This is a genomic window from Pseudomonas sp. NPDC099000 (genome assembly GCF_044759925.1).
Classification (GTDB): domain Bacteria; phylum Pseudomonadota; class Gammaproteobacteria; order Pseudomonadales; family Pseudomonadaceae; genus Aquipseudomonas.
Window position 1 is genome coordinate 63,833 of the sequence record NZ_JBIWAF010000003.1, and the last position, 26,245, is coordinate 90,077.

Below are 26,245 nucleotides of genomic sequence, written 5' to 3' on the forward strand. Positions count from 1 at the left end.
GAATAAAAATAATGAACCAGCCTCAGTCTGCTGTAGGAAACTGCCTCGACGTGCAGTCCTTCATCAATGCTCAACCCATTTCGCGCTACCAGTGGCGAGTGGTGATCCTGTGTTTCCTGATTGTCTTCCTTGATGGCCTCGATACCGCGGCCATGGGCTTCATCGCGCCTGCCTTGTCGCAGGATTGGGGCATCGAACGCGCCAGTCTCGGCCCGGTGATGAGTGCGGCGCTGATCGGCATGGTCTTCGGCGCACTGGGCTCCGGCCCCTTGGCTGACCGCTTTGGGCGAAAAGTCGTACTGGTTGGCGCGGTGTTGTTGTTCGGCGCCTTTAGCCTGGCCTCGGCGTACAGCACCAACGTTGATCAACTGCTGGTGCTGCGCTTCCTCACCGGCCTGGGCCTTGGCGCCGGCATGCCGAACGCCACCACGCTGTTGTCGGAATACACCCCGGAGCGCAAAAAATCCCTGCTTGTGACCAGCATGTTCTGCGGTTTCAACCTCGGCATGGCCGGGGGCGGGTTTATCTCGGCCAAGCTGATTCCGGCTTTCGGCTGGCACAGTCTGCTGCTGATCGGCGGGATTCTGCCGTTGATCCTCGCCGTCGTCTTGCTGTTCTGGCTGCCGGAGTCGGCGCGTTACCTGGTTGTGCGCAACCGTGGCACCGACAAAGTGCGCAAGGCCCTCGCACCGATTGATCCGACCGTCGTCGCTCAGGCGTCGAGCTTCAGCGTGCCGGAACAGAAAACCGTGAAGGCGCGCAACGTGTTCGCGGTGATCTTCTCCGGCACCTATAGCACCGGCACCTTGCTGCTGTGGCTGACCTACTTCATGGGCCTGGTGATTGTTTATCTGCTGACCAGTTGGCTGCCGACGCTGATGCGTGACAGTGGCGCGAGCATGGAGCAAGCGGCGTTCATTGGCGCGCTGTTCCAGTTTGGCGGGGTGCTGAGTGCAGTAGGCGTGGGCTGGGCGATGGACCGGTTCAATCCGCACAAGGTCATCGGCATTTTCTACCTGCTGGCCGGGGTGTTTGCCTACGCGGTAGGGCAGAGCCTGGGCAACATCGCGATTTTGGCGACGTTGGTGCTGGTGGCGGGGATGTGTGTCAACGGTGCGCAATCGGCGATGCCTTCGCTGGCGGCGCGATTTTATCCGACCCAAGGGCGCGCGACGGGGGTGTCGTGGATGCTGGGGATTGGCCGTTTCGGCGCGATTCTCGGGGCGTGGATGGGCGCGACGCTGCTGGGGTTGGGCTGGAATTTTGAACAGGTGCTGACGGCGCTGGTGATTCCGGCGGCGGTGGCGACCACTGCGGTGGTGATCAAGGGCATGGTCAGTCATGCGGATGCGACCTGAGCCCCGGGTCCTGATTCTTTTATTTGATCGTTCCCACGCTCCGCGTGGGAATGCAGCCCGGGACGCTCCGCGTCCCAAAAGCGCACGCAGAGCGTGGGAATGATTGGGTAAAGAAAACGGATCGGTAGCGAGACAACAATCCGTTCGATAAACGAACACTCAGTCGATTATCGGATTGTTTGGCGTTTTGCACAGGCTTAACCTTCAGTCATTCCGGCGCTGCGCATCGCGCCTTTTTCTATCACTGTCGGTTCATAACAAACGGGAGCCTGTCCCATGGCTGAAATCCTTTCGCTGCACGACGCGGTGAAGCAATTCGTCAACGACGGCGATACCGTCGCGCTCGAAGGCTTCACTCACCTGATCCCTACGGCGGCGGGTCACGAAATCATTCGCCAGGGCAAGAAAGATCTGACGCTGGTACGGATGACGCCTGACCTGATCTACGACCAGTTGATCGGCGCCGGTTGTGCTCGCAAGCTGATTTTTTCCTGGGGCGGCAACCCGGGTGTCGGTTCGCTGCACCGTCTGCGTGACGCGGTCGAGAAGCAGTGGCCGCACGCGCTGGAAATCGAAGAGCACAGCCACGCCGACCTGGCCAATGCCTACGTCGCTGGCGCCTCCGGCCTACCGTTCGCGGTGCTGCGTGCCTACGCCGGCTCCGACTTGCCGAAGGTCAACCCGCTGATCAAAACCGTCACCTGCCCGTTCACCGGCGAAGTGTTGGCCGCCGTGCCTTCGGTACGCCCGGACATCACCGTAATTCACGCGCAGAAAGCCGACCGCAAAGGCAACGTGCTGCTCTGGGGCATTCTCGGTGTACAGAAAGAAGCGGCACTGGCGGCCAAGCGCTGCATCGTCACCGTCGAGGAAATCGTTGATGACCTCAACGCACCGATGAATTCCTGCGTGCTGCCGACCTGGGCCCTGAGCGCGGTTTGCCACGTCCCTGGCGGCGCGCATCCGTCTTACGCCCACGGTTACAACGAGCGCGACAACCGCTTCTACCAGGCCTGGGACCCGATTGCCCGCGACCGTGAAACCTTCACTGCGTGGATCAACGAATACATCCACGGCTGCGCTGACTTCAGCGAGTTCCAGGCCAAGCTGGCCGCTGCTTCGGAGGCCAAGTAATGACTTACACCACCAACGAAATGATGACCGTCGCCGCCGCCCGCCGCTTGAAGAACGGGTCGGTGTGCTTCGTCGGCATCGGCCTGCCGTCGAAAGCTGCCAATCTGGCGCGCCTGACTTCTTCGCCGGATGTGGTCCTGATCTACGAATCGGGTCCGATCGGTGCCAAGCCAAGCGTACTGCCGCTGTCGATCGGTGATGGCGAACTGGCGGAAACCGCCGACACCGTCGTCCCGACCGGTGAGATTTTTCGCTATTGGTTGCAGGGCGGACGCATCGACGTCGGTTTTCTTGGCGCCGCCCAGGTTGACCGCTTCGGCAATATCAACACCACGGTGGTTGGCGACTATCACCAGCCGAAAGTCCGCCTGCCGGGTGCCGGTGGCGCGCCGGAGATTGCCGGCTCGGCCAAAAGCGTTTTGATCATCCTTAAACAGTCTGCGCGTTCCTTCGTCGACAAACTCGACTTCATCACCTCGGTCGGCCATGGCGAGGGCGGTGATTCGCGCAAGCGTCTCGGCCTGCCGGGCGCAGGGCCAGTCGGCATCATTACCGACCTGTGCATCATGGAGCCGGAAGCGGACACCCATGAATTCGTGGTCACCGCGCTGCACCCTGGCGTGACCCGCGAGCAAGTGACCGCCGCCACCGGTTGGGCGATTCGTTTCGCAGACGCGGTTGAACACACCGCCGAGCCCTCCGACGTTGAACTGAAAGCGCTCAGGGATCTGGAAGCCCGCACCGCCGCCGCCCACGGCCAGGCACCGGGAGAAGCGTGATGCGCGACGTTTATATCTGCGACGCAATTCGCACCCCCATCGGCCGTTTCGGCGGTGGCCTGTCGGCGGTTCGTGCCGACGACCTGGCCGCTGTGCCGATCAAGGCCTTGATGGAGCGCAACCCGTCGGTGGACTGGAACGCAGTGGATGAGGTGTTCCTCGGTTGCGCCAACCAGGCCGGCGAAGACAACCGCAACGTCGCCCGCATGGCGCTGCTGCTGGCGGGCCTGCCGGAAAGCATTCCCGGCGTCACCCTCAATCGCCTCTGCGCGTCGGGCATGGACGCCATCGGCACCGCATTCCGCGCCATCGCCAGCGGTGAAATGGAGCTGGCGATTGCCGGCGGCGTCGAGTCGATGTCCCGCGCACCGTTCGTGATGGGCAAGGCCGATGCGGCGTTCTCGCGCAACATGAAACTGGAAGACACGACCATCGGCTGGCGCTTCATCAACCCGTTGATGAAAGCGCAATACGGCGTCGATGCGATGCCGCAGACCGCCGACAACGTGGCCGACGATTACGCAGTGTCCCGCGAGGATCAGGACGCTTTCGCCCTGCGCAGCCAGCAGCGGACAGCCGCCGCGCAGGCTGCAGGATTTTTTGCTGAAGAAATCGTTGAAGTGCGGATTGCCCACAAGAAAGGGGAAACCGTCGTCAGCCAGGATGAGCACCCTCGTGCCGACACTACGCTGGAAACCCTGGCCAGACTGAAACCGGTCAACGGTCCAGACAAAACCGTCACCGCCGGCAATGCTTCCGGTGTGAACGACGGTGCAGCGGCGTTGATTCTGGCCTGCGCCGAAGCGGTGAAAAAACACGGCCTGACCGCTCGCGCCAAGGTGCTAGGCATGGCGAGCGCCGGTGTCGCACCGCGGGTGATGGGCATTGGCCCGGTGCCTGCGGTGCGTAAACTGACCGAGCGCCTCGGGCTGGCCGTCAGCGATTTCGACGTAATCGAACTCAACGAAGCCTTCGCCAGCCAGGGTCTGGCGGTGCTGCGCGAGCTGGGGCTGACGGACGACGCGGCCCAGGTCAACCCGAACGGTGGCGCCATTGCCTTGGGCCATCCGTTGGGCATGAGCGGTGCGCGTCTGGTTTTGACCGCGTTGCATCAGCTTGAAAAAACGGGTGGCAAGAAAGGTCTGGCGACCATGTGCGTCGGCGTCGGCCAGGGTCTGGCCTTGGCCATCGAACGCGTCTGACGCCCGGCAGACTAATAAGAACAGAGGAAAGCGAAATGACTGACAAGCCTGGTTACCGTCGCCCGCAGGAAGGCACCCAGCCGGACTACCTGCACCCGACTTATCAATCCACCAACCGTCGCGCGCCGTCCAAGCCGTTGGTGTATTTGCCGCATTCGTTGTCGGAAATTACCGGCCCGAGCATCGGCGCCGAGCGTATAAACGAGAAAGACAACAACCTGACCGCTCAGCACGCGGGCGAACCGTTGGGCGAGCGCATCATCATCCACGGCCGCGTGCTGGATGAAGACGGTTTGCCGGTGCCGGGGATTCTGGTGGAGATCTGGCAGGCCAACGCCGCCGGTCGCTACAACCATGCCCGCGACCTGCACGACGCGCCGCTGGACCCGAATTTCACCGGCACTGGCCGCACCGTGACCGACGCCGATGGCTGGTATCAATTCCAGACCATCAAGCCCGGCGCCTATCCGTGGGGCAACCATCACAATGCGTGGCGCCCGGCGCACATCCATTTCTCGCTGTTCGGGCCGAGCATTCTGACGCGGCTGGTCACTCAGATGTATTTCCCGGGCGACCCGCTGCTGGCCTACGACCCGATCTACAACTGCGTACCGGATACCCGCGCCAAAGAGCGTTTGATCGCCACGTTCGATCTGGAAAAAACCATCCCTTCCTATGCCCTCGGTTATCGCTGGGACATCGTTTTGCGCGGCCGCGAAGCCACGCCGATGGAGAAATAAGATGACGCTGAACGCGACCACGTCCCACACCGTCGGGCCGTATTACCACATCGGCCTGACCTGGCTGAACCGCGAAGACCTGACCGTCGAACACACCCTCGGCGAGCGCGTGGCGATCACCGGGCAAGTCGTCGATGGCAACGGCGATTTCGTTAACGATGCGATGCTGGAAGTCTGGCAGGCCAATGCTGCCGGCAAATACGACCATCCCGAAGACGACCAGGCCAAACCCCTGGACCCGAACTTTGAAGGCTTTGGCCGGGTGCCAGTGGATGCCGAAGGGCGCTTTCGTTTCACCACGATCAAACCCGGAACGGTGGAAGGCCTGAAGGGCTCGACCCAGGCGCCGCACCTGGTGGTGCTGGTGTTTGCTCGCGGGTTGGTGAAGCACTTGCTGACGCGGATTTACTTTGAGGGCGAACAGGCGAACGTCGACGACCCGCTGCTGGAGTGTGTGCCGGCTGAACGCCGCAGTACTTTGCTGGCGAAGCAGGATGCGTCCGGTGTGTACCAGTGGAATGTCATCCTGCAGGGCACCGATGCCGAGACGGTGTTCTTCGACTATTAAATGAACACCGCTCCCACAGGGACATGTGTTGCTGATCTATCTGTGGAATGGGACTGTTGCAGAGTGTGTCTAGACTGTCATGGTCCCCAAAGAGTGAAGAACAATGACAACCCCCACCGCTATTCCAGCGCATTACACCGGCGAAGAGCGCAGCAAAAGGATCTTCGCGATTGTCGGCGCCTCGTCCGGTAACCTCGTCGTTTATATGTGCATGCAGCCGCTGTTCGGCATGCTCGCGGACAAGATCGGCCGACGTAACTCGATGCTGTGGTTCGGTGTATTGGGGACGCCTCACGACCTTTGATCCATACGCGTGGGCCTCACGGCCCATGCCTTCAGGGACTGTTTATGAACCAGCGACCGGGCAATCAATTGTTCGATGCCTATTTCACGGCCCGCGACATGCGGGAAGTGTTCTGCGATCAGGGCCGGGTGCAGGCCATGCTCGATTTCGAAGCGGCATTGGCCCGGGCCGAGGCGCGGGTGGGCTTGATTCCGCCATCGGCTGTCGCGTCAATCGAAGCGGCTTGTCAGGCGGGGCATTACGACTTTGCAGCACTCGGCGAGGCGATTGCCACGGCGGGCAATTCGGCGATTCCGCTGGTCAAGGCGCTGGGTAAACAGATCGCCGCCCACGATGCCGAAGCCGAACGCTACGTGCATCTGGGCGCAACCAGTCAGGACGTGATGGACACGGGGTTGGTGCTGCAATTGCGGCGTGCTTTGGAGCTGATCGAAAGCGATCTGGCGCAACTGGGCGAAACGCTCTCCCTCCAGGCTCGGCGTTACGTCGCCACACCGCTAGCCGGACGCACGTGGTTGCAGCACGCAACGCCGGTCACCCTCGGCATGAAAATCGCCGGTTGGCTGGGTGCTATCACCCGCAGCCGACAACGTCTGCAAGAACTCAAGCCGCGGCTGCTGGTGCTGCAATTCGGCGGCGCCTCCGGAACGCTGGCAGCCCTCGGCGACCAGGCGATGCCGATTGCCCAGGCCTTGGCAGGTGAGTTGCAACTGACATTGCCGGATCAACCCTGGCACACCCAGCGTGATCGCCTGGTGGAGTTCGGCGCGGTGCTCGGTTTGATCGCGGGCAGCCTCGGCAAACTCGGCCGCGACATCAGCCTGTTGATGCAGACCGAGGCGGGGGAGGTGTTCGAACCCTCGGCACCGGGCAAGGGCGGTTCTTCGACCATGCCGCACAAACGCAACCCAGTGGGCGCGGCGGTGCTGATCGGTGCGGCGACTCGCGTTCCCGGTCTGCTCTCGACCCTGTTCAGCGCCATGCCTCAAGAACACGAGCGCAGCCTCGGCCTGTGGCATGCCGAATGGGAAACCCTGCCGGAGATTTGCTGCCTGGTGTCCGGCAGCCTCAAGCACGCGCTGCTGGTGGCGGATGGCCTGGAAGTGGACGCCGATCGCATGGCCCGCAACCTCGATCTGACCCAAGGTCTGGTGCTCGCCGAGGCGGTGAGCATCGTCCTCGCGCAGCGGGTTGGCCGCGACACCGCGCACCATCTGCTGGAGCAATGCTGCAAACGTGCGGTGGCCGAGCAACGGCATCTGCGAGCGGTACTCGGCGAAGAGCCGCAAGTGACCGCCGAGCTTTCTGCCCCTGAACTCGATCGTCTGCGGGACCCCGCCCATTACCTCGGTCAGGCCCATACCTGGGTCGAGCGGGCGGTGGCTGAACATTCTGCGTTGACTGCCTGAAGGAGATTGCTGTGGCTTTCGTACAACTCGCCGAGGGCGAACTGAACTATCAAATTGAAGGGCCGCAAATAGACGGGCCGGACGACGCGCCGGTGCTGGTGCTCTCCAATTCGCTGGGCACTGATCTGCACATGTGGGACGCGCAAATCGCAGCGTTCTCCGAGCATTTCCGGGTGCTGCGTTTTGACACCCGGGGTCATGGCCAATCGCTGGTCACGCCGGGGCCGTACAGCATCGAGCAACTGGGCCACGACGTTCTGGCGCTGCTGGATGCGCTGCACATCGAACGTGCGCATTTTTGCGGTCTGTCCATGGGCGGCTTGATCGGCCAGTGGCTGGGGATCAATGCCGGTGATCGGTTGAACAAATTGGTGGTGTGCAACACCGCGGCGAAAATCGGTGATCCATCGGTGTGGAACCCTCGGATCGAAACCGTGCTGCGTGACGGTCCGGCGGCTATGGTCGCCTTGCGCGATGCGTCGATTGCACGCTGGTTTACCCCTGATTTTGCCGAGGCCAACCCGGCTGCCGCGACGCGGATTACCGACATGCTCGCGGCCACTTCGCCTGAAGGTTATGCCGCCAATTGCGCCGCCGTGCGTGATGCCGACTTCCGTGATCAGCTGTCTGCGATCAAGGTGCCGCTGCTGGTCATCGCCGGCACTGAAGACGCGGTCACGCCGCCGTCTGGTGGGCACTTTATTCAGGAGCACGTGCAGGGCGCCGAGTACGCCGAGTTCTACGCCGCGCACCTGTCCAACGTTCAGGCCGGTGCTGCGTTCAGCGAGCGGGTGCTGGCGTTTTTGCTGGCTCATTGAGGAAGTGTCCGTGGACGAAAAACAACGTTACGACGAAGGCCTGGAAGTTCGTCGCGCGGTGCTTGGCGATGCCCATGTCGACCGCAGCCTGAACGCCCTGACCGAGTTCAACTCGGAGTTCCAGGAAATGATCACCCGCCACGCGTGGGGCGACATCTGGACCCGTCCGGGCCTGCCGCGCCATACCCGCAGCCTGATTACCATCGCCATGCTGATCGGCATGAACCGCAACGAAGAACTCAAACTGCATCTGCGCGCCGCCGCCAACAACGGCGTGACCCGCGGCGAGATCAAGGAAGTGATCATGCAGAGCGCAATCTACTGCGGCATCCCGGCCGCCAATGCGACATTTCATTTGGCGGAGTCGGTTTGGGATGAGCTTGGGGTTGAATCGCGGGAGTGATCCTGGCGATTTGCTGTGTCTGAGCTGACGCCATCGCGGGCAAGCCCGCTCCCACAGGAATCTTCAGCGAACACAAAACTTGTGTTCGCCCGGACCACTGTGGGAGCGGGCTTGCCCGCGATAGCGGTGGCTCAGCTTGCAGCACTATTGAAATTTAAACGGTTGCGACAATAAAAATCCGCTTGAACGGAAACAACGTGCGCCCATCGCTCTCATGGGGGTAATGCGCATGCACCCGCATCATGAAGTGATAGATGAACCGCGCCTGTTCCTCATCCTTCAACCCCTGCATCACCGCTCGTAAGGCTGAGACCTTGATCCAGTCATAAATCGGCGATTTGCCGTCGACGACTTGCAGCTGCTTAGTCTCCCAGATATCCAGCGTCCGGGTGATCGGTGAAAGCAACCGGTGGTAATTTTCCAGCGACAGCAACGGCCGCGCCGTCATCGTCTCGCGCAGTTGTGCTGAGCCGAGCGGTTTACCGTCGGAGCCGCCATCGTCGAGGGTGTCGAGCATCAATTGATACCACACCGCATCCCGCCAGTCGGGCATGTGCGCGGCCAGACCACCGCCTGCATTGAGATAACCGAGCAAACGCGGCAGCAGCTGTTCGTGGCCGTCGATGAAGTGCAGCACGGCAGCGGCAAAGAGCAGGTCGGCGGGTTGCTCCGGCTGCCAGTTCTGTAGATCGCAGTGCTTCCACAGCGCCTTGATCGGCAAGCCTCTGGCTTCCTGAAGCATTTGCTCCGAACTGTCGATGCCCATCAGGTGCGCACGGGGCCAGCGTTTGGCCAGGAGTTGGGTGGCGATGCCAGTGCCACAGCCGAGGTCGTAGATGTGTTTGGGGGATTGGAGTTCGACGCGGTCGAGTAGCTCGATCACTGGTCGTTGTCGAAGTCGCGAGAATTGCTGGTAGGCCTTGGCGTCCCAGTCGCGGTTGACGGGATCCGATTTGAGTCGAGCGATCATGAGGTGGTCCTCTGGTGATCAAGTGGTGTCTTCCGATGACAGCCTGGCTCAAGTCTTGCGGACCAACATCAACAGATAACGGAAGCGGGAAGGGTTGAACTTCGCCTGAGTCCTGTCAGGTTTTTTCACTGTAATTGAAGGTCGGCAAAGCGCCAGCCAGCCTGACGGGCGGCCGGCTAGATACCGCGTTATCGTTCTTCGCGGGCAAGCCTCGCTCCTACAGAAATCGAGTTAGCCGCCAATTTTGCAGCCAACCCGTTACCTGTAGGAGCGAGGCTTGCCCGCGAAGCGTCCTTGAGACCTACAACAAACTGATCGGATAGCTGACGATCAACCGGTTCTCATCGAACTCGTTATTGCTGAAGTCCCGGCGAATAGTCGAATTGCGCCATTTGACGTTGAGGTCCTTGAGCGCGCCGCTCTGCACGGTGTAGCCCAGTTCGCTTTCGCGGCCCCATTCCTTGCCGTTGGTGATGGCGCCGGTGTGCACGTTGTCGCCGCTGATGTAGCGGTTCATCAGGGTCAGGCCGGGGATGCCGAGGGCGACGAAGTTGTAGTCGTGGCGCACCTGCCAGGATTTTTCCCGGGCGTTGTCATAACTGGCGTTGTAGCTGTCGTTGGCCAGGGTGCCGCCGCTGGTGCCGTTAACCCGCATCCAGGCGCTGTCGCCGGTGAGTTTTTGCAAGCCGACGTAGAAGGTGTGGCCGCCGTATTTGGCCGAGAACAGGCCTGACCAGGTCTTGTTGTCCAGATCGCCAGCCCGGGCGCTGCCGTCATCCTTGCCGTAGAAAAAACCGAGGTTGGCGCCCAAGGTCCAGTCCCCGATGGGCTGGCTGTGAATCAGGTTCACGTACTGCTGGCTGTAGATGTCCTTGAGTTCGGCGTTCCACAGGCCGATCTGGGTGCGCTTGTCGTTGAAGGCGTATTCGCCGCCCTGGAAGTTGAAACGGTCAGATGTGAAGGTCGGTTTTCCGGTCATCGACAGGTCGCTCATGCTGCTGTCGTCACGCGGGCTGTTGGCGCGGAACTGGCCGCCATAGAGCGTCAGGCCGGCGATCTCTTTCGAGGTGATCTGGCCGCCACGAAAGGTTTGCGGCAGCGAGCGGCCGTCGTCCGAGCGCAGGATCGGCAGCACCGGCATCCATTCACCTACCTTGACCTCGGTTTGCGACAACCTGGCCTTGAATGCCACGTTGGTGCGCCCGAAGTTGTCCGCGGGGCGACCGTCGTGATCCAGCGGCAGCAACTGCGTCCCGCCCGTGCCTTTCCCGCCGTCGAGCTTTACCGAGTACAACCCCAGCACGTCCATGCCGAAGCCGACGGTGCCCTGGGTGAAGCCGGATTTGGCGTCGAGAATGAAACTTTGCGTCCACTCTTCCGCCTTGCCCTGGGCCTTGGTCGGGTTGGTGAAGTTGCGGTTGATGTAGAAATTGCGCAGGTTCAGGTTGACCTTGGCGCCTTCGACAAAACCCGACTCGTCGGCCATGGCGGGCAGGGCCGCGCTGGCCAGGGCGATGGCGATCAGGCTGGGGAAATAATAGTGCGCGGTGGAAGGCGTCATGGGCTCGGGTCTCTCTAATTGTTAGGGATGAAACGGGGCGCTGCCGCAACGTCGGGGTTGCAGACAAGGGATTTGATTTCGTGAAAAACGGGGCGGGATCAGCCGGACAGGGCAGGGCGCGGGGGCATGGTGTCGAACCTGATGTTATTGGTCTTGTGCGATGAATGGTGCGGGGGATGGACTGGAGGGTTCAATCGCGAAAAGCGGGTTTTGGGCGGTTATCGAACGCATGTTGGCTTTGAAGTTTTTGTGTTGTCAGGACTGGCCCCTTCGCGGGCAAGCCTCGCTCCTACGGGTTGTGCGGGGCTCATGGAATATGAGTTCGACGCGGCCCCTGTAGGAGCGAGGCTTGCCCGCGAAGGGGTCAGTATTGCCAGCACAATTTTTCCCGCAGCCAACAAAAAGCCCACCAAAAAGGTGGGCTTCAGTTTTCACAGCACTATCAGAACAACGTCATCTTCGGCGCTTCTTCTTTCAGCGGTTCGACTTTCGCCGTCTGCTCGTTCCAGCCACCACCCAGTGCCTTGTACAGATTGACCGCACTGACCAGCTGCGCCAGACGATCAGTGATCAGCACCTGTTGCGCACTGAACAGCTGACGCTGGGCGTCGAGGAAGGTCAGGTTGCTGTCGACACCGATACGGTAGCGACGCTCGGCCAGACGGTAGTAGTCCTGGTTGGCGGTGACGAAATCACGCTGCGCCTGCAACTGATCGGTGTAGGTCTGGCGGGCGGCCAGGCCGTCGGCGACTTCCTGGAAGGCCGTTTGAATGGACTTCTCGTAGTTCGCCACGCCGATGTCTTTCTGGATTTTCGAGTAATCCAGGCTCGCGCGCAGGCTGCCGGCGTTGAAGATCGGCAGGTTGATCTGCGGCGAGAACAACCAGGTGCCCGAACCGCCCTTGAACAGACCGGACAGGTCCGGGCTCAGGGTGCCGGCGTTGGCCGTCAGGCTGATGCTCGGGAAGAACGCCGCCCGTGCCGCGCCGATGTTGGCGTTGGCCGCTTTCAGGTTGTACTCGGCCTGGAGGATATCCGGACGACGTTGCAGCAGGTCCGATGGCAGACCGGCCGGTACGTCGCTCAGCAGGTCGTCTGCCAGCGGCTTGGCAGCTTGCAGATTGGCCGGGATGCCGGTGCCGAGCAGCAGCACCAGGCTGTTTTCATCCTGCGCGACCTGACGGGTGTACTTGGCCAGTTGCGCCCGGGCGTTTTCCACCGAGGTGCGCGACTGGGCCAGGTCCAGGGCCGAAGCCACACCGACTTCGTTGCTGCGCGCGGTGAGCTTGTAGCTCTCCTCGAACGCGCCGAGGGTGTCCTGGGTCAGTTTCAGCAGTTCCTTGTCGGCCTGCCAGGTCAGGTAGGCGTTGGCCACGCTGGCCACCAGACTGATCTGCGTACTGCGACGACCTTCTTCAGTGGCGAAGTACTTCTGCAGGGCTTCTTCGCTGAGGCTGCGAACCCGACCGAACAGGTCGAGTTCATAAGCGCTGATGCCAACGGTGGCCGAGTAGGAACTGGTGATGCCCGCTTCGCCGGTCTGCGAGGCTCGTGCCGGAAGGCGCTGACGGCTGCCGGTACCATTGGCCGAAACAGCCGGAAACAGATCGGCACGCTGGATGCGGTATTGAGCCGCGAAGGCGTCGATGTTCAGGGCCGCGACACGCAGGTCACGGTTGTTTTCCAGGGCGACCTGGATCATCTGTTGCAGTGCCGGGTCATGGAAAAACTGCTTCCAGCCCTGTTCCGCAGCCGCCTGATTCGGCGCCTGGGCCGACGAGTACGCCGGACCTTGCGGGTATTGGCCCGTCACCGGTGCCTCAGGTTGCTGATAGTCGGGGATCAGCGAGCAGCCGCTCAGCACGAAGGCGGCAACTGCGATGGAGAGTAGCGACTTGCTCATTGGCCAGCCTCTTTAGAAGGTTCAATTGCGTCGTCCTGGTCGGCTTTTTTGCGCTGGCCAATGGACGACACGGTAACGAAGAACAGTGGGACCCAGAAGATCGCCAGGACCGTGGCGGTGATCATACCGCCAATAACGCCCGTACCGATTGCATGCTGACTACCTGAACCGGCGCCCGTGGAAATCGCCAGCGGTACCACACCGAGCACGAAGGCCAGCGAGGTCATGATGATCGGTCGCAAACGCATCCGGCACGCTTCGATTGCCGCATCGCGCAGGCTACGCCCTTGCTCATGCAGTTCCTTGGCGAACTCGACGATCAGAATGGCGTTTTTCGCTGCCAGACCGATGGTTGTCAACAGGCCCACCTGGAAGTAAACGTCGTTGGAGAGTCCCCGCAGACTGGTGGCCAACAGTGCCCCGATGATCCCCAAAGGCACCACCAGCATCACCGCGATCGGAATCGACCAGCTTTCGTACAGCGCCGCCAGGCACAGGAACACCATCAGCAGTGACAACGCATACAGCGCCGGCGCCTGTGAGCCCGATAGGCGTTCTTCGTAAGACAGACCGGTCCAGGAAATACCGACACCGGCCGGCAGTTTCTTGGCCAGGGCTTCGACTTCCGCCATGGCTTCACCGGTGGAGTAGCCCGGAGCCGGGGCACCGAGGATTTCCATCGCTTCTACGCCGTTGTAACGCGAAAGCTTCGGCGCACCGTAAATCCACTCGCCCTTGGCGAAGGCGGAGAAGGGCACCATGGTTCCTGCGGCGTTACGCACATACCATTTCTTGATGTCTTCCGGGCTCATCCGCGAACCGGGCTGACCTTGCACGTATACCTTCTTCACCCGACCACGGTCGATGAAGTCGTTGACGTAGCTACTGCCCAAGGCAATCGACAGGGTGCTGTTGATGTCCGCGAGCGTAATGCCCAGAGCACTGGCCTTCTCGTCGTCGATTTCCAATTGGTATTGCGGCTCATCGTTCAGGCCGTTCGGACGCACCTGATAGAGCACCTTGCTCTGCGCCGCCATGCCGAGGAACTGGTTGCGAGCCTCCATCAACTTGTCGTGACCGATACCGGCGCGGTCTTGCAGGAACACGTCGAAACCGGTGGCGTTACCCAACTCCAATACAGCGGGTGGCGCGAAGGCAAACACCATCGCATCGCGGAAGGTGAAGAAGTGCTGCTGGGCGCGGGCGGCGAGTTTGAACACGCTGTTTTCCGCATCCCGCTGATCCCACGGCTTGAGCATGATGAACGCCAGGCCCGAGCTTTGGCCGCGACCGGCGAAGTTGAAGCCGTTGACGGTAAAGACCGAGGCGACGGCACTCGATTCCTTATCCAGCAGGTAAGAGCGCATCTCATCGATCACCACCTGCGTGCGCTCGGCGCTGGAGCCCGCCGGGGTCTGCACCTGGGCAAACAGCACGCCCTGGTCTTCTTCCGGCAGGAACGCCGTTGGAATGCGGGTGAACAGCCAGATCATGCCGACGACAATGATCAGGTAGGCCAGCAGGTACGGCGCCTTGTGCGTCAGCATGTTGCCCACGCCACGCTCATAGCTTTTGACGCCGCGGTCAAAGCTGCGGTTGAACCAGCCGAAGAAGCCGCGTTTGGGTGTGCCGTGCTCGCCTTTCGGAATCGCCTTGAGCATGGTGGCGCAAAGGGCCGGCGTGAAGATCAGAGCAACCAGCACAGACAGGGCCATGGCCGAGACGATGGTGATCGAGAACTGCTTGTAGATCACGCCCGTGGAACCGCTGAAGAACGCCATCGGCAGCAGTACCGCCGACAGCACCAGGGCGATACCGACCAGTGCACCCTGGATCTGCCCCATGGATTTCTTGGTGGCCTCCTTGGGTGACAGGCCTTCTTCGCTCATGACCCGTTCGACGTTTTCCACCACGACAATGGCATCGTCCACCAGCAAGCCGATGGCCAGCACCATGCCGAACATGGTCAGGGTGTTGATGCTGAAACCGAACGCCGCGAGGATCCCGAATGTACCCAGCAATACCACCGGCACAGTCATCGTTGTGATGACGGTGGCGCGGAAGTTTTGCAGGAACAGGAACATCACCAGGAACACCAGCACGATCGCTTCGACCAAGGTTTCAACCACACCCTTGATCGACTCGGTCACCACCGGGGTGGTGTCGTATGGGAAGACCACTTCCATGCCTTGCGGGAAGAACGGCTTGAGCGTGTTGATGGTGTTTCGCAGCGCTTTCGCGGTGTCGAGGGCGTTGGCACCGTTGGCCAGTTTCACCGCCAGACCGGAAGCCGGTGCGCCGTTGAACTGAGCGTTGATGCTGTAGTTTTCACCGCCCAGGCCCACGTCGGCGACATCTGACAGGCGTACTTGCGAGCCGTCCTTGTTGACCTTGAGCAGAATCTTGTTGAACTGCTCGGCAGTTTGCAGACGGGTCTTGCCGATGATGGTGGCGTTCAACTGCTGGCCGGGCGCAGCAGGCAGGCCGCCCAGTTGACCGGAGGACACCTGGATGTTCTGCGCCGCGATGGCCGCTTTTACGTCCACCGGCGTCAGGTTGAAGTTGTTCAGCTTGGCCGGATCGAGCCAGACACGCATCGCGTACTGGGAACCGAAGACCTGGAAGTCACCGACACCGGCGGTCCGCGAGATCGGGTCCTGCATGTTCGACACAATGTAGTTGGACAGGTCGTCCTTGGTCATGCTGCCGTCGCGCGACACCACGCCGATCACCAACAGGAAGTTCTTCACTGCCTTGGTCACGCGAATACCCTGTTGCTGCACTTCTTGTGGCAGCAGCGGGGTGGCCAGGTTCAGTTTGTTCTGGACCTGAACCTGCGCGGTATCGGAGTTGGTGCCCTGCTCGAAGGTCGCGGTAATGGTCATGCTGCCGTCGGAGTTACTTTCCGAGGAGACATAACGCAGGTTATCGATACCGTTGAGCTGTTGCTCGATCACTTGCACCACGGTGTCCTGCACGGTTTGTGCAGACGCGCCTGGGTAGGTCACGGAGATGGCAATGGCCGGTGGCGCAATACTTGGGTACTGGTTAATCGGTAGCTTGAGGATCGATAGAGCCCCGACCAGCATGATCACCAGGGCAATTACCCAGGCGAAAATCGGACGGTCGATAAAAAATTTCGACATGGTTTACTCCCCTTTGCCGCTGGAAGCCTTGTCAGCTGCCTGTGCGGGGGCCGGGTTCTTTGCGCCAACGTTAGTCGCTTCACTGGCTTTGACTTCGATGCCAGGTTTGACGTATTGCAGCCCTTCGGTGATCAGTCGATCGCCGGCCTTCAGACCGTCTTCGATGAGCCATTGGCTGCCGACGGTGCGGCTGGCCTTGAGCTGACGCAGTTCGACCTTGTTGTCCGGACCGACGACCAGTGCGGTCGGCGTGCCTTTGAGGTCGCGGGTCACGCCTTGCTGTGGCGCCAGAATCGCCGCGCTGTTCACACCGGCCTGCAACTGGGCGTGAACGAACATGCCCGGCAGAAGTGTGTGATCAGGGTTCGGGAAGACGGCACGCAGGGTCACGGAACCGGTGGTCTGGTCAACCGAGACTTCGGAGAACTCGAGTTTGCCTTCCTGCTTGTACTGGCTGCCGTCTTCCAGGGTCAGCTTGACTGCAGCCGCGGTGTCACCGGCCTTTTGCAGACGACCGCTTTCCAGTTCGCGGCGCAGCTCAAGCAGCTCTACGGAGGACTGGGTGACGTCGACATAGATCGGGTCCAATTGTTGGATGACGGCCATGGCGTCGACCTGGCCGCTGGTCACCAGCGCACCCTCGGTCACGTTCGAACGGCCGATGCGGCCGGAAATCGGCGCGTAGACCTTGGTGTAGCGCACATTGATCTGGGCGGTTTGCAGCGCAGCTTCCGATTGCATGCGGTTGGCCACGGCCGTGTCGTATTCCTGACGGCTCACAGCCTGCTCGTTGACCAGCTGCTTGTAGCGATCAGAGATCGACTTCGTCTGTTGCAGGTTGGCTTCGGCGCTTTTCAGCGTAGCGTCATAGACCGACGGATCGATCTGATACAGCTGCTGGCCGGCCTTGACGTCGCCGCCTTCCTTGAACAGACGTTTGAGAATGATGCCGTTGACCTGTGGGCGCACTTCGGCAATGCGGAACGCGCTGGTACGACCCGGAAGTTCGGAAGTCAGGGTGAAGGCTTGAGGTTGCAGGGTTACAACGCCGACCTGAGGAGGTGGCGCGGCGGGTGCCGCTTCTTCCTTTTTGCATCCGCTGAGCAGTGATGCCAAGGCGACGGCAGTGACCAGAGCGGTAACAGCTGGCTTGAATTGCATGAAAATCCTCGGGTCAGGCGCGTAAGAAACGCACAAGAAATGTGGAAGGGTAAAAAATGAGTGCCGGGTGGATAAGTAGCTTGCTAAGGAATATACTTACGTTCATGGTTGTTTGTAAACACCTTGACTGCGTATCCACCCTGTTACCAACGTCCGTCAAAGGTTCGAATTGTAAGCCGGGGACGAGACCCAAGAGCGCTCGCCCCACTTTTGTTCAGCGGCTGTTCAGGCATCGCTGAAGCATCCTGATTGAGGTTTTACTGCCATGGTCCGTCGTACCAAAGAGGAAGCTCAGGAAACCCGCAGCCAGATACTGGAAGCGGCAGAGAAAGCCTTTTATGAAAGGGGCGTGGCGCGCACTACGCTGGCGGACATCGCGACCCTGGCCGGCGTGACTCGCGGAGCCATCTACTGGCATTTCAGCAACAAGGCGGATCTGGTGCAGGCCATGCTCGATAGCTTGAAAGAGCCGCTGGATGAAATGGCCAGGGCCAGCGAAAGCGAAGATGAACTCGATCCGCTGGGCTGCATGCGCAAACTGCTGATTCATTTGTTTCACCAAGTTGCCCTGGACCCGAAAACCCGACGCATCAATGAGATTTTGTTTCATAAGTGCGAATTCACCGATGAAATGTGCGACCTGCGTCAGCAGCGCCGTGAGGTCAGCCTCGATTGCAATGTGCGAATCGCCCTGGCCCTGAGTAATGCGGTGAATCGGGGGCAAATGCCCGAGGATCTCGACACGGCCCGCGCGGCCATCAGCCTGCACGCCTACATCGATGGCATGCTGTACCAGTGGCTATTGGCCCCCGACAGTTTTCAACTGCATACCGAAGCCGAGCGTTGGGTCAATACAGGGTTGGACATGCTGCGCTTGAGCCCCAGCCTGCGCAAATAGAACAAAATGCGTAATTGGATCCGTTTATGTCAACCATTAAGGCGAGCGCTGATCCCTTCAATGTTCGCCTTATTGCAATGGGATGCTTTTATATACGCACGCTTGTCAGGTTGAAAGGTAGCGAACTACGTATTTTGTAGGAATTTTGTGTCGCGCGTGTGAATCCGTGTGAAGCCCTGTGAATAACCATGGCGCAATAAAAAGCCCCGGCTCTTTCGAGTCGGGGCTTTTGCATCTCAAGGGAGATGCTTACATCACAGGATAGTCAATGTAACCCACCGGGCCCTTGGCGTAGAACAGCTCGGGACGCGCTTCGTTAAGGGGCGCATCCACCTTCAAGCGTGCCGGCAGGTCGGGGTTTGCAATGAACGGTACGCCGAAGGCGACCGCATCAGCCTTGCCGCTGGCCAGCCAGGCGTTTGCGCTGTCCTTGGTGAAACGTTCGTTGACGATGTACGGGCCGCCGAAAGCTTCTTTGAGTTGTGGGCCGAGGCTGTCGCCGCCTTCTTTCTCGCGGGAGCAAATGAACGCGATGCCACGCTTGCCCAGTTCGCGAGCGACGTAGGTGAACGTATCGGACAGGTTGTCGTCACCCATGTCATGGAGATCGGCACGGGGTGACAGGTGCACACCCACTCGGCCCGCGCCCCAGACTTCGATCGCGGCATCGGTGACTTCCAGCAACAGGCGCGCACGATTTTCCACGGAACCGCCGTAGTTGTCGGTGCGCTGGTTGGTGCTGGTTTGCAGGAACTGGTCGAGCAGGTAACCGTTGGCGCCGTGGATTTCCACACCGTCGAAACCGGCCGCCTTGGCGTTCTCGGCACCGACGCGGTAGGCGTCGACGATGTCGGCGATTTCAGCAGTTTCCAGGGCGCGTGGGGTTGGGAAGTCGGCCAATGGGCGAACCAGGCTGACATGGCCTTTTGGCTGAATGGCGCTTGGTGCGACCGGCGCTTCACCGCCCAGGTACGACCCGTGGGAAATACGGCCGACGTGCCACAGTTGCAGGAAAATCTTGCCGCCGGCGCCGTGGATCGCTTTGGTCACGTTGGCCCAGCCACGCACCTGGTCGTTGGACCAGATACCCGGGGTGTCCGGGTAGCCGACGCCCATCGGCGTGACCGACGTGGCCTCGCTGAGGATCAGGCCGGCCGAGGCACGTTGTACGTAGTACTCGGCCATCAGCGCGTTCGGCACACGGCCTTCGTCGGCGCGGCAACGGGTCAGCGGCGCCATGATGATGCGGTTGGCCAGCTCGATGTCGCCCAGTTTGATCGGATCGAAAATAGTCGTCATGTAAGTACAACCCTCGTGAAGTATCAGTTGGTAGCAGGGGCCAGTTCGGGATTACCGCTCTGACGGAAAGTAATCAGGGTCACCAGCAGGGCGAGTACCGCCAGTGCGGCTGCTGCGAGTGGCACGCTGGTCAGGCCGAAACCGTGGGCGATGACGCTGCCGCCGACCCAGGCGCCCAAGGCGTTGCCGATGTTGAAAGCGCCGATGTTCAGGGTCGACACCAGGTTCGGCGCGGCCTTGCCGTAGGTCACCACGTTCACTTGCAGGGCGGGCACGGCGGCAAAGCACGCGGTGGCCCAGAGGAACAGGGTGATTTCGGCAGGGATCAGCGCGACGCTGGTCCAGGTCAGTACGGTCGAGATCACGGCCATCGAGATAAAGACGCCGATCAGCGTCGCGGCCATGCCTTTGTCAGCCAGCTTGCCGCCGATAATGTTGCCGACCGTCAGGCCCAGACCGATGAGCATCAGGGTCCAGGTCACGCCTTTGGGCGAGACGCCGGTGACATCACCGAGCAGCGGGGCGACATAGGTGAACAGGGTGAATACCGACGCCGCGAACAGCGCAGTCATGCTCAACGACAACCAAATCCCGGCGCCTTTGAGAGCGCGCAGTTCGGCGCGCATGTCGAGTTTTTCTTCATCGCGCTTGGCCGGCAGGAAGCGGATCAGGCCGATCAAGGCGATCACACCAATCACGGTCACTGCCCAGAAGGTCGAACGCCAGCCAGCTTCCTGACCGAGCGCGGTACCCAGCGGCACGCCGAGCACGTTGGCCAGGGTCAGGCCGGTGAACATCAAAGCCACGGCGGACGCGCGTTTGTTTGCCGGAACCAGACCTGCCGCCACCACCGAACCGATGCCGAAGAACGCACCGTGGCAGAGGGCGGTGACCACCCGTGCAAACATCAACACGTTGTAATCGGTCGCCATGGCACAGAGCAGGTTGCCGATGATGAAGATGCCCATCAACGCTACCAGTGCAGCCTTGCGCGGTAATCTGGAGGTGGCCAGTGCCATGAACGGCGCACCGATGGCCACGCCCAGGGCGTAACCGGTCACCAGCCAGCCGGCGCCTGGGATCGACACACCGAGGTCCGCCGCCACATCGGGCAGCAGGCCCATGATGACGAATTCGGTGGTGCCGATGGCGAAGGCGCTCAAGGCCAGAATGAGAAGCGAGAGGGGCATCGGTTAATTCCTTGTCGGAGCGCTGAGCTCCTTGACGATGGCCGCGAGGAACGCCTGGATCACGTCCTCGTTGCGCTTGAAGAAGTGCCATTGACCGGCTTTCTGGCTGCTGATCAGTCCCGCACGTTGCAAGGTCGCCAGATGGGCGGACACGGTCGACTGCGACAGGCCGCAGCGTTGATCGATCTGTCCGGCGCAAATGCCGTACTCGTGGTTGTGGATCTGTTCCGGGAACTGGGTCTTGGGGTCTTTCAGCCAGATGAGGATGTCTCGGCGGACTGGGTGTGCCAGGGCTTTTATTATTTCGTCGAGGTCGATGGTCATGGGTTTGGGCTCGTGATGAGTAAAACGCTATATCGCGATGTGGCGAACTTTAAATCGCTATTTCGCGATATACCAATATGATTTTGGTCTGACGACCGCATAAATCGGTATATCGGGTTATAACGATACATTGGCTGTAAACATTCAAAGGGGCGGTGCTAAGCTGCGCCCATGAACTATCTCGCCCATCTTCACCTCGGTGGCCAGCGCCCCGGTCAATTGCTCGGCAGTCTGTATGGCGATTTCGTCAAGGGACGGCTGCAAGGGCAGTTCAACCCGGAGATCGAAGCGGCCATCCAGCTGCATCGCAGCATCGACGTGTTTACCGACCGCCACCCGGTGGTGGATGCCTCGTTGTCGCGATTTTCCATCACGCGCCGGCGTTACGCCGGGATCGTGCTCGACGTGTTTTTCGACCACTGCCTGGCGCGGGACTGGACCCTCTACTCCGACCAGCCGCTGGAGCGGTTCACCTCGGATGTGTATCGGGTGCTGTCGGCGGAGCCACAATTGCCGGAACGGTTGGCGAGGATCGCGCCGCACATGGTGGAGAACGACTGGTTGGGGTCTTATCAGGAGTTTGAAGTGCTGGAGCAAGTGCTGCGGGGGATTTCGCGGCGGTTGACCCGACCTGAGGAACTGGCAGGGGCGATGCAGGAGTTGCGGGTGTTGTATGAACCGTTGAGCGAAGACTTTCGATTGTTCTATCCGCAGTTGCAGGATTTCGCGCAAAACCGCTGAAACGCATTACCTGTAGGAGCGAGGCTTGCCCGCGAAGCTTTTGGCCCTCTCAAGGCCCCCTTCGCGGGCAAGCCTCGCTCCTACGGATTGCGGTTACGCGGCAATCAGTTCGCCGGTGAGTCGCGGTTCTGCCGGTTTCGCTACTTCGCCAAACAACGCCTTCTGCACCGCCTGCTGTGCCTCGAACGCCAGCGCCGCACGCTCGCGACCTTCGCAAGCAATCGGCTTGAGCACTTTGATTTCCACTTCCCCGCGATCATTGGCGAACAACCGCATCAAGTGCGACAGCAAATCATCATCGCCAATGAACGGCGCCAGCGAATCGAGTTCACCGTCACGCAGATAACGAATCGCCACCGGCTGCAGCTTCACTTCAGAATCAATCGCCGCTGACAGCAAACGACCATGAAAGGTACGCAACGAGCGTCCATTGGTGGTGGTGCCTTCCGGGAACATCAGCAGCGGATGTGCCTGCGCCAGGTGGCGCGTCATCTGTTTGCGGATCAGTTGGCTGTCACCCGAGCCGCGACGGATAAACAGGCTGCCGGCCTTGGCCGCCAACCAGCCGGCCACCGGCCAGGTGCGCACTTCGGCCTTGGACAGGAACGACATCGGGGTGAGCATGCCCAGCAACGGAATGTCGGTCCACGACACGTGATTGCTGACCCACAGCATCGGCTCCTTCGGCAGTTCACCGTGAACCGTCACGCGAAAGGGCAGGGCGTTGCTCAGCCGCGCCATGAAAAATCGCGACCAGCGTTGGCGGCGGACCATCGAATGAGCAATGCCCAGACGCTCGAACAGCCCGAACACACTGGCCATGCTCAAACCCAACGCGACCACCACCAGCACTCGCGCAATCCGCGCGTACACCCGCAACCGGCTCATCAGACCGCCGCCTTGAAGTGCTTGGCATAACGCGGGCAGAGTTCGTCGCGCTTGAGCAGGATGAACACATCGGCGACCTGGAAGTCTTCGTCCCAGCACGGCTCACCGCAGATCTTCGCGCCCAGACGCATGTAGGCCTTGAGCAGCGGCGGCATTTCGGCGATCACGTTGGACGGGATGTCCAGAACCGGCAGCGGCTTTTTCGGCTCGGCGCGCAGGTGTTCGGTGCTCAGGTAACGTTCACGCAGGCGCTGCATGATCGCGTGGGCCTGAATCCCGCCGTCCTGCATCGGAATGCTCGCGCACCCCATCAAATAGCTGTAGCCGCCCTGATTCAGCACTTCAGCCAGTTCCCCCCAGAGCACCGCGATGGTGCCGCCGTTGCGATAAGCCGGGTCGACGCAGGTGCGGCCGATTTCCAGGATCGGGCCCTTCAAATGGACCAGGCCATGGAGGCTGAATTCTTCTTCACTGTAGAACTTGCCCAGGCTGCTCGCGGCCGTGTGATCGAGCAAACGGGTGGTCGCCACCAGGCGCCCGGTGTTCAAGTCACGCACGCCAATGTGGGCGCAGTGAACATCATAGTCGTCCATGTCCAGACCCAGCTCCGCGCCTTTGAGCTTGGCGTTGAACTCGCCGCTGAAGACGTTGAAGCGCAAGGCCTGGGCTTCCTGCAATGCCTCGGCGCCCACCAGGCGTTCGGCTTGCAGGCGGCGTTCATTGCCGGTGTCGCTGATGCGGGCGATCTGAGTCATTGGGAATCTCCGTGCGGGCTGGTCAACCCGTCTTGGGTTAGAGCCGATCGACTTTCTTTATGCAGCCGTGTTGTGCAAAGTCAGGCTATGTAGCCCCGGTGTCATCGCCATGAAGCTTTGGTGATGCTTATATGACAGCCCTCAAGGAGCCTCTTATGCCCTGGCAAAACCTGTTGAACCGCCGCGATCGCCTGCCCGCCAACCCGGACCTGGCGGAGGGTTTCGCGACCTTGTTGCGCACGTTGGGTACGGTCACGCCATTCGAGCTGGCGGTGGTCGGCGGGCGGCTGATGGCGACGCCGGGGCAGGCGTTTCTGGTCGGGTATCAGGCGGCGTTGCGCATGCTTTGGCCGAGCGCGCCCCTGAGCCTCGGCGCGTTGTGTGCCACCGAACAGCGCAGCCTGCGAGTGGCGGACATGCAGACTCGCCTGAACGATTTACGGGTGAGTGGGCGCAAGGATTTCGTCACCGCTGGCGATGCGGCCGACTGGCTGCTGATCGCCGCGCGCAGTGAGGCGCCCGGCGAAAGTCCGCGCCTGAGTCTGGCGGTGGTCTATCCCGATGAACCGGGCGTGCGCCTGGAAAAACTCCCGGCCATCGCGCTGATGCCGGACATCAGCCACGGTCGGTTGTTTCTGGATAACGCTCAGTGTGAATTGCTCGCGGGGGATGGCTGGGATGCCTACGTCAAACCGTTCCGCACGCTGGAAGACATTTATGTACTGAGCGCGATGACCGCGTGGCTGTATGGAGTGGGGCAGGACAGTGACTGGCCGCAAGCCCTGCAATTGCGGTTGCTGGCGCTGCTGGCCGGGTGCGCGGAAGTCAGCCGACAGGCGCCGAATAATCTGGCCGGGCATGTGGTGCTGGGGGGATTGTTTGCGCAGTTCGAGGGGCTCAAGGCCGAGGTAACACAGGCACTGGCCGATGGCCCGCAGCATTGGGCGGCGATGTGGCAGCGGGATCAGAGTGTGATGGATTTGGCGGCGGGGGCCAGAGGTAAGCGATTGGCCAAGGCGTTGGCGGGATTGTCGTAAGGCTGAAGGGCCTCTTCGCGGGCAAGCCTCGCTCCTACAGGAGTTCGCGATCCCATGTGGGAGCGAGGCTTACCCGCGAAGGCGGCCGCATGGGCAACACAAATTCCAAAACTGTCATCAACCTCGACTAGGCTCTGCAGGTTCATCCCTCCGAGCCCCCGCCATGTTCAAAGGCTTGCACCTGATTTTCATGCTGCTGCTCAGCTTCACGGCCCACGCCGAACACTGGCCTGCCGAGCAATGGTCAACGACTCCGACGGTCGCCGACCCAGCACTTCAAGCCCTGGAGACTTACGCCTTCCCACCTCGCGATGATTCAACTCGAAAAGGCATCCGCACCGACGCTTTGCTGGTAATCCGCGACGGCCAATTGATCTACGAACGCTACGCCGGCCCGACCACTGCTGAAACGCCCCACCTGACCTGGTCCATCAGCAAAAGCCTGATGGCCACGGTCCTCGGTGTGGCCTATGGCGAGGGCCTTTTCAAACTCGAGGACCCAGCGGTGCGGTTTTACCCGCCGCTGGCAAAACACCCGGCGATCACCCTGGCCGACCTGCTGCACTGGGCGTCTGGCCTGGACTGGCAGGAAGACTACGAATACGCCCCGTTGAAGTCCTCGGTGGTGGCCATGCTCTACACCCGTGGTCATCAAGACATGGCGACGTTCACCGCCGACCACGACGAATACGCCAGGCCCGGTCAAGCCTTTCGCTATTCCAGCGGTGACAGCAACTTGCTGTCCGCGGCGCTGAAAAACATCGTCGGTCCGACCCGTTATCCGGACTATCCATGGACTGCATTGTTCGAGCCGTTAGGCATTCGCCACGCCGTCTGGGAAACCGACGCCACCGGCACCTTCGTCGCTTCCTCTTACGCCTACCTCACCGCCCGGGACCTGGCGCGGGTCGGTCTGCTGATGGCGCGCGACGGTCGCTGGGGGGATCGGCAACTGCTGCCCAAAGACTGGGTCACCTTCAACCGCGAACCCTTCGCCCGCTATCAAGCCAATCAGGACGATGCGGTTCCCGGCGGGCATTGGTGGCTCAATCACGCGGTGGAGGGCGGTGCCCGACCCTGGCCGGATGCCCCGGCCGACACCTTTGCCGCACTGGGCCATTGGGGGCAGGCGATGTACGTGATTCCCGGCGAACAGCTGGTGATCGTGCGCTACGGCGATGACCGCGATGACCGCTACCAGCACAACGAATTGCTCAAGCTCGCGCTCAAGGCCTTTGCCGGGAAGGTGCAGCCATGAGCAATTTCATTCGTCGCCGACCGTTCAGCACGTTGTTGATGGTGTTGCTGGTCGCCTTGCTCGGCTGGATCTGGCAGGAGCGGGTGGCGTTGTGGGCATTCCCCGACATCATCAGCGCCTACACCGCCAAGGAATATTGCTCGTGCCGGTACGTGATGAACAACCAGGCCGAGTACTGCCACCGCTATGTGAAACAGTGGCTGCCCACCAGCGGCTTTACCGATGATGCCGTCAGCAAACGCGTGACCGTCAGCGGCATGGGCCGCAGCAACAGCGCGCAATGGATCGGCGAACGCCAGGGTTGCCGCCTGCAACCCTGAATACGCTGAAATTTCTTGTGGTGTAGGGATATTGTGGCGAGGGGGTTTACCCCCGTTGCGCTGCGAAGCAGTGCCAAAA

24 protein-coding genes and 1 pseudogene are annotated in these 26,245 nt (G+C 61.0%); 15 read left to right on the forward strand and 10 right to left on the reverse strand.

What is annotated here, in order from left to right; translation table 11 throughout:
• The first annotated feature begins 11 nt into the window (after positions 1-11).
• From ACIQV9_RS04940 to pcaC, 10 genes and pseudogenes are all read left to right on the forward strand, one after another.
• Positions 12-1,358 (forward strand): MFS transporter, encoded by a 1,347-nt coding sequence (locus tag ACIQV9_RS04940; protein WP_403098768.1) that lies wholly within the window; start codon positions 12-14, stop codon positions 1,356-1,358.
• Positions 1,359-1,634: 276 nt separating this feature from the next.
• On the forward strand, positions 1,635-2,492 hold the full coding sequence (locus ACIQV9_RS04945; RefSeq protein ID WP_007947285.1) for a CoA transferase subunit A: 858 nt from the start codon (positions 1,635-1,637) through the stop codon (positions 2,490-2,492).
• A complete protein-coding gene (locus ACIQV9_RS04950; protein ID WP_403098770.1) occupies positions 2,492-3,271 on the forward strand; it encodes a CoA-transferase subunit beta in 780 nt (259 codons plus the stop codon). The genes ACIQV9_RS04945 and ACIQV9_RS04950 overlap by 1 nt, the downstream gene beginning before the upstream one ends.
• Positions 3,268-4,473: a 3-oxoadipyl-CoA thiolase gene (gene pcaF, locus ACIQV9_RS04955; RefSeq protein WP_403098772.1), complete on the forward strand. Its 1,206-nt coding sequence runs from the start codon at positions 3,268-3,270 to the stop codon at positions 4,471-4,473. The genes ACIQV9_RS04950 and pcaF overlap by 4 nt, the downstream gene beginning before the upstream one ends.
• Before the next feature lie 35 nt (positions 4,474-4,508).
• Positions 4,509-5,213: a protocatechuate 3,4-dioxygenase subunit beta gene (gene pcaH / locus ACIQV9_RS04960; protein ID WP_403098774.1), complete on the forward strand. Its 705-nt coding sequence runs from the start codon at positions 4,509-4,511 to the stop codon at positions 5,211-5,213.
• 1 nt (position 5,214) lies between these two features.
• A complete protein-coding gene (gene pcaG, locus ACIQV9_RS04965; RefSeq protein ID WP_403098777.1) occupies positions 5,215-5,781 on the forward strand; it encodes a protocatechuate 3,4-dioxygenase subunit alpha in 567 nt (188 codons plus the stop codon).
• A gap of 193 nt (positions 5,782-5,974) precedes the next feature.
• Positions 5,975-6,070, forward strand: a pseudogene (locus ACIQV9_RS04970) (hypothetical protein); the annotation flags it as partial.
• Positions 6,071-6,129: 59 nt separating this feature from the next.
• On the forward strand, positions 6,130-7,494 hold the full coding sequence (locus ACIQV9_RS04975) for a 3-carboxy-cis,cis-muconate cycloisomerase (protein ID WP_403098779.1): 1,365 nt from the start codon (positions 6,130-6,132) through the stop codon (positions 7,492-7,494).
• Positions 7,495-7,505: 11 nt separating this feature from the next.
• Entirely contained in the window at positions 7,506-8,312 is an 807-nt protein-coding gene (gene pcaD / locus ACIQV9_RS04980; RefSeq protein ID WP_403098781.1) for a 3-oxoadipate enol-lactonase, read from the forward strand.
• Positions 8,313-8,322: 10 nt separating this feature from the next.
• Positions 8,323-8,715 carry a 4-carboxymuconolactone decarboxylase gene (gene pcaC / locus ACIQV9_RS04985; protein ID WP_010462533.1) on the forward strand — a complete coding sequence of 131 codons (393 nt, stop codon included), beginning with the start codon at positions 8,323-8,325 and terminating at the stop codon, positions 8,713-8,715.
• 154 nt (positions 8,716-8,869) lie between these two features.
• Here pcaC and ACIQV9_RS04990 read toward each other — a convergent pair whose 3' ends face one another.
• The 5 genes from ACIQV9_RS04990 to emhA all read right to left on the reverse strand — a co-directional run bounded on the left by ACIQV9_RS04990 (position 8,870) and on the right by emhA (position 17,456).
• Complete coding sequence (locus tag ACIQV9_RS04990; RefSeq protein ID WP_403098784.1) at positions 8,870-9,685, reverse strand: methyltransferase domain-containing protein; 816 nt, start codon at positions 9,683-9,685, stop codon at positions 8,870-8,872.
• 301 nt (positions 9,686-9,986) lie between these two features.
• Entirely contained in the window at positions 9,987-11,246 is a 1,260-nt protein-coding gene (locus ACIQV9_RS04995; protein WP_403098787.1) for an OprD family porin, read from the reverse strand.
• Positions 11,247-11,688: 442 nt separating this feature from the next.
• A complete protein-coding gene (gene emhC / locus ACIQV9_RS05000; protein ID WP_403098789.1) occupies positions 11,689-13,149 on the reverse strand; it encodes an efflux RND transporter outer membrane subunit EmhC in 1,461 nt (486 codons plus the stop codon).
• Entirely contained in the window at positions 13,146-16,295 is a 3,150-nt protein-coding gene (emhB, locus tag ACIQV9_RS05005) for an efflux RND transporter permease subunit EmhB (RefSeq protein WP_403098792.1), read from the reverse strand. Before emhB ends, emhC begins: the two co-directional genes overlap by 4 nt.
• Positions 16,296-16,298: 3 nt before the next feature.
• Entirely contained in the window at positions 16,299-17,456 is a 1,158-nt protein-coding gene (gene emhA / locus ACIQV9_RS05010; RefSeq protein WP_403098795.1) for an efflux RND transporter periplasmic adaptor subunit EmhA, read from the reverse strand.
• 265 nt (positions 17,457-17,721) lie between these two features.
• Here emhA and emhR point away from each other — a divergent pair, with 265 nt between their 5' ends.
• Positions 17,722-18,354, forward strand: a complete 633-nt coding sequence (emhR, locus tag ACIQV9_RS05015) for an efflux system transcriptional repressor EmhR (protein ID WP_083374862.1) — start codon at positions 17,722-17,724, stop codon at positions 18,352-18,354.
• A 249-nt stretch (positions 18,355-18,603) separates the two neighbouring features.
• Here emhR and ACIQV9_RS05020 read toward each other — a convergent pair whose 3' ends face one another.
• From ACIQV9_RS05020 to ACIQV9_RS05030, 3 genes are read right to left on the reverse strand one after another with little or no spacing between them, the layout of a single operon-like run.
• Positions 18,604-19,653 carry an alkene reductase gene (locus ACIQV9_RS05020; protein WP_403098798.1) on the reverse strand — a complete coding sequence of 350 codons (1,050 nt, stop codon included), beginning with the start codon at positions 19,651-19,653 and terminating at the stop codon, positions 18,604-18,606.
• Positions 19,654-19,676: 23 nt separating this feature from the next.
• On the reverse strand, positions 19,677-20,843 hold the full coding sequence (locus ACIQV9_RS05025; protein WP_403098801.1) for an MFS transporter: 1,167 nt from the start codon (positions 20,841-20,843) through the stop codon (positions 19,677-19,679).
• Between the two features lie 3 nt (positions 20,844-20,846).
• On the reverse strand, positions 20,847-21,167 hold the full coding sequence (locus ACIQV9_RS05030) for a helix-turn-helix transcriptional regulator (RefSeq protein WP_010462509.1): 321 nt from the start codon (positions 21,165-21,167) through the stop codon (positions 20,847-20,849).
• A 171-nt stretch (positions 21,168-21,338) separates the two neighbouring features.
• On the opposite strand from ACIQV9_RS05030, the gene ACIQV9_RS05035 reads away from it, so the two are divergent.
• The gene (locus tag ACIQV9_RS05035; protein ID WP_403098803.1) at positions 21,339-21,908 is read left to right on the forward strand and encodes an ACP phosphodiesterase; all 570 of its coding nucleotides are present in this window, start codon (positions 21,339-21,341) and stop codon (positions 21,906-21,908) included.
• 93 nt (positions 21,909-22,001) lie between these two features.
• On the opposite strand, the gene ACIQV9_RS05040 is transcribed toward ACIQV9_RS05035, so the two are convergent.
• Together ACIQV9_RS05040 and olsB are read right to left on the reverse strand one after the other, a co-directional pair.
• Positions 22,002-22,796 carry a lysophospholipid acyltransferase family protein gene (locus tag ACIQV9_RS05040; protein WP_403098807.1) on the reverse strand — a complete coding sequence of 265 codons (795 nt, stop codon included), beginning with the start codon at positions 22,794-22,796 and terminating at the stop codon, positions 22,002-22,004.
• Positions 22,796-23,551 carry an L-ornithine N(alpha)-acyltransferase gene (gene olsB, locus ACIQV9_RS05045; protein WP_059402312.1) on the reverse strand — a complete coding sequence of 252 codons (756 nt, stop codon included), beginning with the start codon at positions 23,549-23,551 and terminating at the stop codon, positions 22,796-22,798. Before olsB ends, ACIQV9_RS05040 begins: the two co-directional genes overlap by 1 nt.
• A gap of 155 nt (positions 23,552-23,706) precedes the next feature.
• Between olsB and ACIQV9_RS05050 the strand changes: the two genes are divergently transcribed.
• From ACIQV9_RS05050 to ACIQV9_RS05060, 3 genes are all read left to right on the forward strand, one after another.
• Positions 23,707-24,588: an acyl-CoA dehydrogenase gene (locus tag ACIQV9_RS05050; RefSeq protein ID WP_403098810.1), complete on the forward strand. Its 882-nt coding sequence runs from the start codon at positions 23,707-23,709 to the stop codon at positions 24,586-24,588.
• Between the two features lie 163 nt (positions 24,589-24,751).
• Positions 24,752-25,846 (forward strand): serine hydrolase domain-containing protein, encoded by a 1,095-nt coding sequence (locus tag ACIQV9_RS05055; RefSeq protein WP_403098813.1) that lies wholly within the window; start codon positions 24,752-24,754, stop codon positions 25,844-25,846.
• Entirely contained in the window at positions 25,843-26,166 is a 324-nt protein-coding gene (locus tag ACIQV9_RS05060) for an amidase (protein WP_403098815.1), read from the forward strand. Before ACIQV9_RS05055 ends, ACIQV9_RS05060 begins: the two co-directional genes overlap by 4 nt.
• Positions 26,167-26,245: the final 79 nt, after the last annotated feature.

What these genes read in the sequence shown, in the direction of transcription:
- ACIQV9_RS04940 (WP_403098768.1), top strand. Translation starts at nt 12, where the DNA reads ATGAACCAGCCTCAGTCTGCTGTAGGAAACTGCCTCGACGTGCAGTCC.
- ACIQV9_RS04945 (WP_007947285.1), top strand. Translation starts at nt 1,635, where the DNA reads ATGGCTGAAATCCTTTCGCTGCACGACGCGGTGAAGCAATTCGTCAAC.
- ACIQV9_RS04950 (WP_403098770.1), top strand. Translation starts at nt 2,492, where the DNA reads ATGACTTACACCACCAACGAAATGATGACCGTCGCCGCCGCCCGCCGC.
- pcaH (WP_403098774.1), top strand. Translation starts at nt 4,509, where the DNA reads ATGACTGACAAGCCTGGTTACCGTCGCCCGCAGGAAGGCACCCAGCCG.
- pcaG (WP_403098777.1), top strand. Translation starts at nt 5,215, where the DNA reads ATGACGCTGAACGCGACCACGTCCCACACCGTCGGGCCGTATTACCAC.
- ACIQV9_RS04975 (WP_403098779.1), top strand. Translation starts at nt 6,130, where the DNA reads ATGAACCAGCGACCGGGCAATCAATTGTTCGATGCCTATTTCACGGCC.
- ACIQV9_RS04990 (WP_403098784.1), bottom strand. Translation starts at nt 9,685, where the DNA reads ATGATCGCTCGACTCAAATCGGATCCCGTCAACCGCGACTGGGACGCC.
- ACIQV9_RS04995 (WP_403098787.1), bottom strand. Translation starts at nt 11,246, where the DNA reads ATGACGCCTTCCACCGCGCACTATTATTTCCCCAGCCTGATCGCCATC.
- emhC (WP_403098789.1), bottom strand. Translation starts at nt 13,149, where the DNA reads ATGAGCAAGTCGCTACTCTCCATCGCAGTTGCCGCCTTCGTGCTGAGC.
- emhB (WP_403098792.1), bottom strand. Translation starts at nt 16,295, where the DNA reads ATGTCGAAATTTTTTATCGACCGTCCGATTTTCGCCTGGGTAATTGCC.
- emhA (WP_403098795.1), bottom strand. Translation starts at nt 17,456, where the DNA reads ATGCAATTCAAGCCAGCTGTTACCGCTCTGGTCACTGCCGTCGCCTTG.
- emhR (WP_083374862.1), top strand. Translation starts at nt 17,722, where the DNA reads ATGGTCCGTCGTACCAAAGAGGAAGCTCAGGAAACCCGCAGCCAGATA.
- ACIQV9_RS05020 (WP_403098798.1), bottom strand. Translation starts at nt 19,653, where the DNA reads ATGACGACTATTTTCGATCCGATCAAACTGGGCGACATCGAGCTGGCC.
- ACIQV9_RS05025 (WP_403098801.1), bottom strand. Translation starts at nt 20,843, where the DNA reads ATGCCCCTCTCGCTTCTCATTCTGGCCTTGAGCGCCTTCGCCATCGGC.
- ACIQV9_RS05030 (WP_010462509.1), bottom strand. Translation starts at nt 21,167, where the DNA reads ATGACCATCGACCTCGACGAAATAATAAAAGCCCTGGCACACCCAGTC.
- ACIQV9_RS05035 (WP_403098803.1), top strand. Translation starts at nt 21,339, where the DNA reads ATGAACTATCTCGCCCATCTTCACCTCGGTGGCCAGCGCCCCGGTCAA.
- ACIQV9_RS05040 (WP_403098807.1), bottom strand. Translation starts at nt 22,796, where the DNA reads ATGAGCCGGTTGCGGGTGTACGCGCGGATTGCGCGAGTGCTGGTGGTG.
- olsB (WP_059402312.1), bottom strand. Translation starts at nt 23,551, where the DNA reads ATGACTCAGATCGCCCGCATCAGCGACACCGGCAATGAACGCCGCCTG.
- ACIQV9_RS05050 (WP_403098810.1), top strand. Translation starts at nt 23,707, where the DNA reads ATGCCCTGGCAAAACCTGTTGAACCGCCGCGATCGCCTGCCCGCCAAC.
- ACIQV9_RS05055 (WP_403098813.1), top strand. Translation starts at nt 24,752, where the DNA reads ATGTTCAAAGGCTTGCACCTGATTTTCATGCTGCTGCTCAGCTTCACG.
- ACIQV9_RS05060 (WP_403098815.1), top strand. Translation starts at nt 25,843, where the DNA reads ATGAGCAATTTCATTCGTCGCCGACCGTTCAGCACGTTGTTGATGGTG.